Below are 11,403 nucleotides of genomic sequence, written 5' to 3' on the forward strand. Positions count from 1 at the left end.
AAGGAGACAAACGGAAATGACAACGCCGTTGCTGGGTCAAATGATGGACGTGCCGCTCAATGTGTCGTCGCTGTTGAAGCATGCCGCGACTTACGCGGGCGATACCGAGATCGTGTCGCGGCGCGTCGAGGGTGACATCCATCGCTATACGTACCGGGATTGCGAACAGCGAGCCAAGCGGCTCGCGCAGGCGCTGATCCGGCTTGGCGTGACGCCCGGCGAGCGCATCGCCACGCTGGCCTGGAACGGCTATCGCCATCTCGAGGCGTACTACGGCGTGACCGGTTTCGGCGCGGTGTGCCACACGATCAATCCGCGTCTCTTTCCCGAGCAGATCGCCTACATCGTCAACCATGCCGACGACCGCTACGTCCTGTTCGACACGACGTTTGCCGCGCTCATCGACGTCATCGCGCCGCAATGTCCGAACGTCAAAGGCTGGATCGCGCTCGCCGACGAGGCGCATCTACCGTCGATGGGCACCCCTGCCTTCAGCTACGAAACGCTGCTCGCCGCTGAAGACGGCGGCTTCGACTGGCCCGTGCTCGACGAGCGCTGGGCCTCCAACCTCTGCTACACGTCGGGCACGACCGGCAACCCGAAGGGCGCGCTGTACTCGCACCGCTCGTCGGTGCTGCATGCGTATGGCGCGGCGCTGCCGGACGCGATGGGCGTGTCCGCGCGCGATGCCGTGCTGCCCGTCGTGCCGATGTTCCATGTGAACGCGTGGGGCATCCCGCACGCCGTGCCGCTGACCGGCGCGAAGCTCGTGCTGCCCGGCAAGGATTTAGACGGCAAGTCGCTCCACGAGCTGATGGAGGCGGAACGCGTGACGTTCTCGGCCGGCGTGCCGACCGTCTGGATGTGCCTGCTCCAGTACCTGCGCGAAACAGGCCAGCGCTTTTCGTCGCTCGAGCGCACGGTGATCGGCGGCTCCGCGTGCCCGCCCGCGATGATTCGCGAGTTCGAGGACGTGTACGGCGTGCGCGTGATCCATGCCTGGGGCATGACGGAGATGTCGCCGCTCGGCACGCTCGTGCGGCTGAATTGGGAGCAGTCGCAACGTCCGCTCGACGAGCAGCACCGGCTGACGGAGAAGCAGGGCGTCCCGATCTTCGGCGTCGACATGAAGATCGTCGGCGACGAAGGGCGCGAGCTGCCGCGCGACGGCGTCGCGTTCGGCGACCTGCACGTGCGCGGCCCGTGGGTCATCGACCGTTATTTCCGCAGCGACGCGTCGCCGCTCGTCGACGGCTGGTTTCCGACCGGCGATGTCGCCACGCTCGACCCCGATGGCTTCCTGCATATCACCGATCGCAGCAAGGACGTCATCAAATCAGGCGGCGAGTGGATCAGCTCGATCGACGTCGAGAACGTCGCGGTCGCGCACCCGGCTGTGGCCGAGGCGGCCTGCATCGCGTGCGCGCATCCAAAGTGGACTGAGCGGCCGCTGCTTGTCGTCGTGAAGCGCGCGGGCGAGAACGTGACGCGCGAGGAACTGCTCGCGTTTTACGAAGGCAAGGTCGCGAAGTGGTGGATTCCGGACGACGTCGTCTTCCTCGAACAGTTGCCGCACACGGCGACCGGCAAACTCCAGAAGCTCAAGCTGCGCGAGATGTTGCGCGATCACGTGTTGCCGACGGCGAATGCGGGGGCGGTGTAGCGACGCTTTCCAGAGGTGGTCGGCGCGCCTTCAGGCACCCTGCGTTCGACGCAAGAACCGCGTGAAAACCCTAAAAGGCGCGAATATTTTTACAAATTGAACGACCGTTCGTTTTTGTGTATTCTAGCCTCCACTCGCCGGTACGCGGACAATCATCCGCGTACCCGGACGCATTCGGGCGCGCCTGCGCCCTCACTGGAGGCAGACAGATGTCAGTGGACTACACGACTCGCGACGGCGTCGCCGTCATCACGCTGAACAATCCGCCGGTAAATGGACTCGGACTGTCCACGCGTACCGGCATCATGGACGGCCTCGCGCGCGCCGAGCGCGATCCTGCCGTCGTCGCAATCGTGTTGACGGGCGCCGGCAAAGCGTTCTCGGGCGGCGCCGACATCACCGAATTCAATACCCCGAAAGCCATGCAAGAGCCGACGCTCGCGACGGTGATTCGCACCGTCGAAGCCAGCGCCAAACCGGTGGTCGCGGCGATTCACAGCGTGGCGATGGGCGGCGGTCTGGAACTGGCGCTCGGCGCGCACTATCGCGTGGCGGCGCCGGGCGCGCAGATTGCGCTGCCCGAAGTGAAGCTCGGCATCTTGCCGGGCGCAGGGGGCACGCAGCGTTTGCCGCGCGCGATCGGTCTCGAAGCGGCGCTCAACATGATCGTGTCGGGCACGCCCGTGATGTCGGAGAAGCTTGCGCAAAGCGGCCTCTTCGACGAGATGGCCGAAGGCGACGTGCTCGAAGCCGCGCTCGCTTTTGCGCGTCGCGTGGCGGCCAAGGACATGGGCGCGAGCGGTACGCATCCGCGCGTGCGCGATCGCAAGATTCAGCACGACAACGCGGCCGGCTTTATCCAGTTCGCGCGCAACAGCGTCGCGGCGGTTGCAAAAAATTTCCCCGCGCCGGGCAAGTGCATCGACGCGATCGAAGCGGGCGTGTTGAAGGGTTTCGACCAGGGCCTCGCGTTCGAGCGCGAATGCTTCATGGCGCTCGTGCAGACGCCCGAGAGCCGCGCATTGCGTCACGCATTCTTCGGTGAGCGGGCCGCGAGCAAGATCCCTGATGTGCCCTCGGACACCCCCGTGCGCGCGATCAAGCAAGTCGCGGTGATCGGCGCGGGCACGATGGGCGGCGGCATCGCGATGAACTTCGTGAACGCCGGGCTGCCGGTGACGCTCCTGGAGACGAAGCAGGAGGCGCTCGAGCGCGGCCTGGCGACGATCCGCAAGAACTACGAAACGAGCGTCAAGAAGGGCAAGCTGACGCAGGAAGCGCTCGAGTCGCGCATGGCGCTGATCAAGCCGACACTTTCCTACGACGACCTCGCGAGCGTCGATCTCATCATCGAAGCGGTGTTCGAGGAGCTTGGCGTGAAGGAGCAGGTGTTCCGGCGTCTCGACGAAGTCGCGAAGCCCGGCGCGATCCTCGCATCGAACACGTCGACGCTCGATTTGAACAAGATCGCGGCGTTCACGAAGCGTCCCGCGGATGTCGTCGGCATGCACTTCTTCAGCCCCGCGAACGTGATGAAGCTGCTCGAAGTCGTGCGCGGCAAAGACACGGCGAAGGACGTGCTCGCCACCGTCATGCAAATCGCCAAGCAGATCAAGAAGACTGCGGTCGTGTCGGGTGTCTGTGACGGCTTCATCGGCAACCGGATGATCGAGCAGTACGTGCGTCAGGCGCTCTTCATGCTGGAGGAAGGCGCGTTGCCCGGGCAAATCGACCGCGCGATCGAGCGCTTCGGGTTCGCGATGGGACCGTTCCGCATGAGCGATCTCGCGGGTAACGACATCGGCTGGGCGATCCGCAAGCGCCGTTATCAAGAGCAGCCCGACATGCACTACTCGAAGATCGCCGATCGCCTCTGCGAGACGGGGCGCTTCGGGCAGAAAACCGGCGGCGGCTGGTACGACTACGTGGCCGGCGACCGCAACGCGCGTCCTTCGGCGCTCGTCGACGAGATGATCGTCGCGCATTCGAACGAGATCGGCCACGCGCGGCGCAAGATCGGCGACGACGAGATCGTCGAGCGGCTCGTGTTCGCGCTCGTCAACGAAGGCGCGAAGATCCTGGCGGAAGGGATCGCGTCGAAGGCGTCCGACATCGACATGGTTTATCTGACCGGCTACGGCTTTCCGCTTTGGCGCGGCGGCCCGATGCTGTACGCGGACACGGTGGGTCTCTATAACGTCGAGCGCGCGATGGCACGTTACGCGTCGCAGCCTAATGGCGACGCATGGGACATTGCGCCGCTCGTCACGGAACTGGCGGCAGCGGGCAGGGGCTTCAACGCTTGAGCCGCTGATCGGCGAACGGCGTGGCGGTTCGACGCGCCGATATTTAGCGAGGTGACACGATGAAAAGCGCAGACCAAGTGCTGCTCGTTGTCGACGTGCAGAACGACTTCATGCCGGGCGGTGCGTTGGCCGTGACCGGCGGCGATCAGGTCGTGCCGGTGATCAACCGGCTCGCGAAGGGCTTCGAGCACGTGGTGCTGACGCAGGATTGGCATCCGGCCGATCACATCTCGTTCGCCGTGCATCACCCGCCACACCAGCCGTTCGAGACGATCGCGCTGCCGTACGGGCAGCAGGTGCTGTGGCCGGTGCATTGCGTGCAGGGCACGCCGGGCGCCGCGCTACATCGCGATCTCGACATTGGGCACGCGCGCCTCGTGATCCGCAAGGGTCATCACCGCGACATCGACAGCTACTCGGCGTTTCTCGAAGCCGACGGCACGACACGCACGGGCCTCGCCGGCTATCTGCGTGATCTCGGCGTGACGCGCGTCTTTTGCTGCGGGCTTGCCACCGACTACTGCGTGGCGTGGACCGCGCTCGATGCGCGTCTGGCCGGTTTCGAAGTCGCGGTGATCGAGGACGCCTGTCGCGCGATCGATCTCGACGGTTCGCTCGATAAAGCATGGAGCGAGATGCGCGCGGCCGGTATCGCAAGGGTGAACGCCGACGAAGTGCTCGCCGCGTAGGCGGCACGTGCGGACCTCAATCAGACACACAACCCATTTCGATCGCTGTGCATGGGATGGGAATAGGCGCCAAAGCGCCAACTTCCATCGACATTGGAGAGACATATGACGGACGCTGTAATCGTATCGACCGCACGCACCGGCCTCGCGAAATCGTGGCGCGGCGCCTTCAACATGACGCATGGTGCGACGCTGGGCGGCCATGTCACGCAGGCCGCGGTCGCGCGCGCCGGGATCGATCCCGCGCGCGTCGAGGACGTGGTGATGGGATGCGCGAATCCCGAGGGCGCGACGGGCGGCAACATCGCGCGGCAGATCGCACTGCGCGCTGGACTGCCGGTCAGCGTGCCGGGCATGACGGTCAACCGCTTCTGCTCGTCGGGCCTGCAGACGATCGCGCTCGCCGCGCAGCGCGTGATCGCGGGGGAAGGCGAGGTGTACGTGGCGGGCGGCGTCGAGTCGATCTCGTGCGTGCAGAACGAGATGAATCGCCACATGATGGCCGAAGGCTGGCTGCAGAAGAACAAGCCCGAGATTTACTGGTCGATGCTGCAGACGGCCGAGAACGTCGCGCAGCGCTACGGCATCTCGAAGGAGCGGCAGGACGAGTACGGCGTGCAATCGCAACTACGCGCCGCGGCGGCGCAGGAGGCGGGCAAGTTCAACGACGAGATCGTGCCTATGACGGTGCTGGCCGGCGTCGCCGACAAGGCGACCGGACGTCTCTATACCAAGGAAGTGACGATTGCCGCCGATGAAGGCATCCGAGCCGATACGACGCTCGAAGGCGTCTCGAAGATCCGTACCGCGTTGCCCGGCGGCGTGATCACTGCGGGCAACGCGAGCCAGTTTTCGGACGGTGCGTCGGCATGCGTCGTGATGAACGCGAAAGTGGCCGAACGAGAAGGCTTGCAGCCGCTCGGCATCTTCCGCGGCTTTGCGGTGGCGGGTTGCGAGCCCGACGAAATGGGCATTGGCCCGGTGTTCGCGGTGCCGAAGTTGCTGAAGCAAGCCGGCCTGAAAGTCGAGGACATCGACTTGTGGGAGCTCAACGAAGCGTTCGCGGTGCAAGTGCTCTACTGCCGCGATACGCTCGGGATTCCGAACGAGCGCCTGAACGTGAACGGCGGGGCGATCGCGGTCGGGCATCCGTACGGCGTATCGGGTGCGCGGCTCACGGGGCACGCGCTGATCGAAGGGCGTCGCCGCGGCGCGAAGCATGTGGTCGTGACGATGTGCATCGGTGGCGGCCAGGGCGCGGCGGGGCTGTTCGAAATCGTCTAACGGCGCGAGCTTGAGCCAGATCAGCAACGCGGGAAAAAAGCGCGGCATGTCGCGGGAACGTTGAGATAGGCCGCATGAGGCGGGGCAATTCCGAGATTGAGTAAGCGTTTGGCAAGTTACGATTGGGACCCGTGAAAATCGTGCCCTATCGTGGCCTATTGCAATCGCTTATGAGACCGCTGCCGTTCCTGTCCCGCGCCGGATCGAATCCGCGCATTGATATCTTGAAACGCATCGTGGGTCCGATCGGGCTCGCGAGTGCGTTTGTGCTGTCCGGATGCGCGACGGCTCCAAAACCTGCCCCAGTGGACCAATTTGGCGCAGCCAGGACCGACGCCGCCCACTACCGGCGCATCGCCTTGCTTCCGATGGACGGCAACGTCGGCGCCGAGGCGACCGACGATTTCCAGCGCATGCTCGCGTCGGTCCGCTACGAAGGGCGCCAGTATTTCACCATTTACGAATGGCGCGAGATGGACCCGGCGGTCGTGGACTTGATGCAGCAGTCGCTATCGCGCGGCAGCTTGCCGTCGGTGTCTGGCCTTGATCCGCAGTCGCTGGCTGGTTTCGATCCGAAATCGCTTGCGAACCTCGATCCGAAAACGCTGGCGAATCTCGATCCGAAATCCGTCGCGAACCTGGCGTCGGACTCGCTTTCGAGCCTCAACCCGTTGGATGCGGCAAACGTCGATGTGCCGTCGGCTTCAAGCCTCGCCCCCAATGTGAGTGCGCCATCGGTGCCAAGCGTTCCATCGGTCCCGAGCGTTCCCACGTCCTTACCAGATGCGGTTGGAGCCATTCCGGGCGTTCCCTCTGCCGTCCCGAAGGTGATGGGAGCGCTCTCGAGCCTTGCTCCCAAAACGGCTCCGAAGGGGGACGCGAGGTCCGTGCCGACATACGGCGCAATGACGCGCGCCGATGCGATCTATAGCGGCTCGGCCAACATCCCTCCGATCGTCACGGCGAGTTCCACCGCGGCGCGCACGTTCTGCCCATCGGGCAAGTCCTCGGATTGCGCCACGAAAGAGGTCCGCTGCACCACCAAGACGCTGACGTTCAAGCTGAATCCGCGCCTGGTTGAGTTCGGGAGCGGCAAAGTCGTCTATAACGAAACCAAAACCACGTCGGCGAGTTCGACGTGGTGTGACGATGCGGGTGTCGAAGCCTCGGATCAGGCGCTGAAGGCTCAGGCGATGAGCGAAGCATGGCAGCAGGTGCGCGAGGATATCGCGCCCTACGTGCACAAGACTGCGATCAAGTACAAGGACGACAAGGCAGGGCTCGATCCGCGGTCCGTCGAGCCTTTCAACCGCGCATTGGAATTTGCGCGAGCGGGTCGCTTCGATCAGGCGTGTCCGCTGTGGTCGTCGTTTGTAGCGTCGAATCCGGCCAATACGTCGGTCGCATTCAACGTGGCCGCGTGCGAGGAACGTTCCGGAAATCTCGACGCCGCGTTGAAGCGCTATCAGCAAGTGGACGAGGCCACGGGCAAATCCGATCCGGATGTACGCGAGGCAATCGCGCGGGTGAGCGAACAGCTCACCCCACGTTCATAGGCAGCAACACCATCTGCTTGCCCTGCAGATGCAAGCGTGTCTGAATTTCGACTGGCGTCTGGTTGTGCAGCCACGCCGTCAGGAAGTTGACGCGCTTGAAGATCAACTTGCTCGCAAAGCAGACGCTGTTTGGATACTCGTCCATGGTCGTTTCGGCGAGCTTCATGAATTCGCCGATCGGATGCGTGCCGAACGCGATCCGATAATCCGACGCCATGTCGTTGCGGCGGCAGTGCGCCACGTAATACTCGAGCGCCGTCGAGATCGTCTTCTGCAAGCGCTCCAAATGCTCTGCGCCTTCGTAGGCCTTCGCATCGACTTCGCCGACCGCCAGAAAGATCACATTCTTGAAGTGCCCCGGAAAGAGCCGGTTCACCCATAGGAGCGCGTGCATGCTCGCGCCGCGATGCTTGCCGACCAGCAGGATCGCGGTCGGCAGCGACGGGTCCGGCTTGCCCGGGCCAGGCTCGGCGACGGTGGGCGCGGCGCCGGCGAAGAGCGCATCTTCCTTTGCAAGTTGCGCGCGCGTATCCGTGTAGTGACGCTTGATGAGAAAGCACAGCGCGATCACCGCGCTCGTGACCAGCACCGTCAGCCAACCACCCGCCGTGAATTTCTCGATCAGCGTGATGACGAGCACCGTGGCCGTCACCGACAAGCCGAGCGCCGAGAGCGCAAAGTGCGTGAGCCAATGCTTGCCGTCGCGGCGGTGCTGCCACCAATACGTACACAAGCCGAGCAGCGACAAGCTGAACGTGAGGAACACGTTGATGCTGTAGAGCACGACGAGCACGTCGACGTTGCCGTGAGTCCAGCCGAGAATCAACAGGCTCGCGACACCCATCACGATGATGCCGTTCTGCCGCACGAGCCGCGTCGACAGATCGCGGAAGTGGCGCGGCACCCACGAATCCGACGCCATGTTCGACAGCACCGCGGGCCCGTCGAGGAAGCCGGTTTGCGCGCCGACGAGCAGCAAGCCCGCCTCGAACGCGAGGACCGCCGCGAGCAGCGCCTGCCGCGCGAACGACGAGCCAAGTCCCATATGATCGATCACGCTGCCGAAGACCACCGCGTTGAGCGTCTGTCCTTCGACCGGCTGCGCATTCCACAGCATGTAAAGCAGGATGATGCCGCCGGCGGTGAACGCGAGCGAGGTTGCCATGTAGAACATCGTCCACTTGCCGTTCGGCACGCGCGGCTCGGCGAGCATGTTGACGTTGTTCGACACGGCTTCGAGACCGGTATAGGTCCCGCCGCCGAGCGAGAACGCGCGCATCAGCAGCGCCAGCATCACGAGCGGACCGAACGCGTGCGACATGCTGTGCGCTTCGCTGAACGCGCCCGGCACGACCCCGCCCAGATGATTGCCGTGCACCGCCACGCCGTACACGATGAGCCCGAGATGCAGCACCACGAAGCCCATGAAGATCGGCAGCAGCACGAGGATCGATTCCTTCATCCCGCGGAAGTTGAGCCCCGTCATGAGCACGATGAGGATTAATTCGGTGGCGAGCTTGAACTCTTGAGCGCCGACTGGCAAAAGGCTGAAGAATGCATCGACGCCGCTCGCCAGCGAGGTCGCCACCGTCAGCACGTAGTCGACGAGCAGCGCCGCGCCCGACACGAGCCCGGGGCGCGGCCCCAAGAGCGCGGTGGCGACGCGATAGCCGCCGCCTCCGGTGGGGAACAGTTCGATGACCTGGTTGTAGCCGAGCGCGATGATGAAGACGGTTGCCGCCGTGGCGACCGCGAGAAAGAGCGCGAGTGGCGTGTGATGGCCGAGCGCGAGAAATGCCTCCTCGGGGCCGTAGCACGACGACGAGAGGCCGTCCGCGCCGAGCCCGACCCAGGCGAGGATCGGCGTCACGGCGATCGCATGGCGTGTGCGGGGATCGAGCGGATCGAGGGGTTTGCCGACGAGCAACTGCCACATCTTGCCGAAGGTGGCCATGGGATCTCCCGGTTTTGCCTCGAAATGTAGGGCAGTTCGGTAACGCTTGCCAGTCGGCGATACCCGGTCTTCGGAAGCTGACGAATTGAAAGCCGCGAGACCGTGACGAGCCGGCTTCCGGCGCCGGATTAGTAGCGCAGTTCGAGGCAGCCCATGAATCGTTTGTGTACGATTTCGAGCGGCAAGGATGGCAGTCGCCGCGAGCGGTTGGCACGCGCACATCGGGCATGCATCGAGCCGCATCGTATGTGCGGCAGCCAGCGCATCGCCGCGACAAGCGGCAGCGCGTATCGATATCCAGCGTCACAATACGGACATAACGATGAGTTTGAGCCTGTCATGCGTTTCTTTTCCCGACTTGGGGGTGATGAGCAGGCGGGAGGGCGCGGTATGCGACGTCTGACCCGCGCGCCCCGCATCGGACTTGTCTTGGGCGGCGGCGCCGCGCGAGGCTGGGCCCATATCGGCGCGATTCGCGCGCTGCTCGAAGCCGGCATACGGCCGGATGTCGTGTGCGGCACCTCGATCGGCGCGCTCGTCGGCGCCGTGTACGCGAACGGCGACCTCGACTGGCTCGAGGAGTGGGTGTCGCGCCTGACTTGGCAGACCGTCGTGCGGCTTCTGGATCTGCAGATTTCGGGCGGTCTGCTGGGCGGCAAGAAGGTGATTCAGGTCTTCGCGAATCGATTCAACGGATGCAAAATCGCCGAGCTGAAGATGCCGTATGCGGCCGTCGCGACCGAGCTCGATACCGGCCGCGAGATCTGGTTGCAGGACGGCAGCGTCGTGGACGCCGTGCGCGCGTCGATCGCGATTCCGGGGCTGTTTACGCCGGTGTGGCACGAGGGCGTGTGGCTCGTTGACGGCGGCTTGTCCAATCCGGTGCCGGTTTCCGCCGCGCGCGCGATGCGCGCCGATTTCGTGATCGCCATCGATCTGACCAACGACCTTCTGAACGGGCGCGATCTGGGCGGCATGATCGCCGAGCCGCCGGTAATCGATCCCGAGGCGCCGCCGCCGGGCAGCCTGCGGCGCAACGGCAGGCCGTGGCCGAAGTGGTTGCAGCCCAATCCGGACTATGTCGACGGCGACGTGGGAACGTCGCCCGAGCCGAACGCGCGCGCGCCGTCAGTGTTGAGCTCGATGGCGCAGAGCATCGACATCATGCAGGTGCGCATCACGCGCAGCCGCCTTGCGGGCGAGCCGGCCGACATCCTGATTCAGCCGCGCTTGGGCGGCATGAGCATCTTCGATTTTCATCGCGCGGCGCCGGCCATCGCGGAGGGTCGCGCGGCCGTCGAGCGGATGATGCCGGCGATCCGGGCGCACTTGGGGTTGGACTGAATTCGCCTGCGTTCCCCGCATGGGGATGCGGTTATCATTTGGCGAGTTGTTGAAACCATCACCCAGACAAAGCCTGACGATCCCGCGATGAGCGATCCGCACAACCCCGCCGAGCCCAAAATCCCGCAGCCGCCGCCTGCCATCGAAAGCCCGTTCGTCGATCACCTCGGCGTGCGTCTCGTTTCAGCGGCGAACGGCGCGAGCGAACTAGTGCTGCCGCTCGCCGGCACGCACTTGAACAGCTGGGACGTCGCGCACGGCGGGATCACGATGACCCTCGCCGACGTCGCGCTCGCCACCGCGGCGCGCAGTCTCGCGGACGAGGGCGTCGGCGTCGTCACCGTGGAAATGAAAGTGAACTTCATGCAGCCGGGCCGCGGCGAGTTGCGCGCGTTCGGCCGCGTGCTGCACCGTTCGACCACCATGGCCTATTGCGAAGGCGAAGTCCGCGACAGCGAAGGCCATTTCGTCGCGAAGGCGCTCGGCACGTTCAAGTACATGCGCCGGCTCGCGGTGGGCCGCGACGTCGTCCAACAGCGCCGGCGCCGCGCACCACCCGTCAAGCCCGGTCCGAGCGACGGCTGACACCAAAGAGGATGAAGGAGGA

The 11,403-nt window shown here is 64.8% G+C and carries 8 protein-coding genes; 7 read left to right on the plus strand and 1 reads right to left on the minus strand.

Annotation, left to right across the window (positions count from 1 at the left end; genetic code table 11):
• Positions 1-16 precede the first annotated feature (16 nt).
• The 5 genes from AAHK20_RS03215 (at position 17) to AAHK20_RS03235 (ending at position 7,498) form a co-directional block, all read left to right on the plus strand.
• The gene (locus AAHK20_RS03215) at positions 17-1,663 is read left to right on the plus strand and encodes a 3-(methylthio)propionyl-CoA ligase (RefSeq protein ID WP_449179965.1); all 1,647 of its coding nucleotides are present in this window, start codon (positions 17-19) and stop codon (positions 1,661-1,663) included.
• Positions 1,664-1,872: 209 nt separating this feature from the next.
• Entirely contained in the window at positions 1,873-3,969 is a 2,097-nt protein-coding gene (locus tag AAHK20_RS03220) for a 3-hydroxyacyl-CoA dehydrogenase NAD-binding domain-containing protein (protein WP_449179966.1), read from the plus strand.
• A gap of 59 nt (positions 3,970-4,028) precedes the next feature.
• The gene (gene pncA / locus AAHK20_RS03225; RefSeq protein WP_449179967.1) at positions 4,029-4,658 is read left to right on the plus strand and encodes a bifunctional nicotinamidase/pyrazinamidase; all 630 of its coding nucleotides are present in this window, start codon (positions 4,029-4,031) and stop codon (positions 4,656-4,658) included.
• 105 nt (positions 4,659-4,763) lie between these two features.
• On the plus strand, positions 4,764-5,942 hold the full coding sequence (locus AAHK20_RS03230; protein ID WP_449179968.1) for an acetyl-CoA C-acyltransferase: 1,179 nt from the start codon (positions 4,764-4,766) through the stop codon (positions 5,940-5,942).
• Between the two features lie 224 nt (positions 5,943-6,166).
• Positions 6,167-7,498, plus strand: coding sequence for a hypothetical protein (locus AAHK20_RS03235; protein ID WP_449179969.1), 1,332 nt, complete (start codon positions 6,167-6,169; stop codon positions 7,496-7,498).
• On the opposite strand, the gene AAHK20_RS03240 is transcribed toward AAHK20_RS03235, so the two are convergent.
• Positions 7,482-9,452: an APC family permease gene (locus AAHK20_RS03240; RefSeq protein WP_449179970.1), complete on the minus strand. Its 1,971-nt coding sequence runs from the start codon at positions 9,450-9,452 to the stop codon at positions 7,482-7,484. The genes AAHK20_RS03235 and AAHK20_RS03240 overlap by 17 nt on opposite strands.
• A gap of 390 nt (positions 9,453-9,842) precedes the next feature.
• On the opposite strand from AAHK20_RS03240, the gene AAHK20_RS03245 reads away from it, so the two are divergent.
• Positions 9,843-10,796 carry a patatin-like phospholipase family protein gene (locus AAHK20_RS03245; protein WP_449179971.1) on the plus strand — a complete coding sequence of 318 codons (954 nt, stop codon included), beginning with the start codon at positions 9,843-9,845 and terminating at the stop codon, positions 10,794-10,796.
• 87 nt (positions 10,797-10,883) lie between these two features.
• The gene (locus AAHK20_RS03250; RefSeq protein WP_449179972.1) at positions 10,884-11,381 is read left to right on the plus strand and encodes a PaaI family thioesterase; all 498 of its coding nucleotides are present in this window, start codon (positions 10,884-10,886) and stop codon (positions 11,379-11,381) included.
• Positions 11,382-11,403: the final 22 nt, after the last annotated feature.

Source organism: Trinickia camelliae, from assembly GCF_053525655.1.

What these genes read in the sequence shown, in the direction of transcription:
- AAHK20_RS03215 (WP_449179965.1), top strand. Translation starts at nt 17, where the DNA reads ATGACAACGCCGTTGCTGGGTCAAATGATGGACGTGCCGCTCAATGTG.
- AAHK20_RS03220 (WP_449179966.1), top strand. Translation starts at nt 1,873, where the DNA reads ATGTCAGTGGACTACACGACTCGCGACGGCGTCGCCGTCATCACGCTG.
- pncA (WP_449179967.1), top strand. Translation starts at nt 4,029, where the DNA reads ATGAAAAGCGCAGACCAAGTGCTGCTCGTTGTCGACGTGCAGAACGAC.
- AAHK20_RS03230 (WP_449179968.1), top strand. Translation starts at nt 4,764, where the DNA reads ATGACGGACGCTGTAATCGTATCGACCGCACGCACCGGCCTCGCGAAA.
- AAHK20_RS03240 (WP_449179970.1), bottom strand. Translation starts at nt 9,452, where the DNA reads ATGGCCACCTTCGGCAAGATGTGGCAGTTGCTCGTCGGCAAACCCCTC.
- AAHK20_RS03245 (WP_449179971.1), top strand. Translation starts at nt 9,843, where the DNA reads ATGCGACGTCTGACCCGCGCGCCCCGCATCGGACTTGTCTTGGGCGGC.
- AAHK20_RS03250 (WP_449179972.1), top strand. Translation starts at nt 10,884, where the DNA reads ATGAGCGATCCGCACAACCCCGCCGAGCCCAAAATCCCGCAGCCGCCG.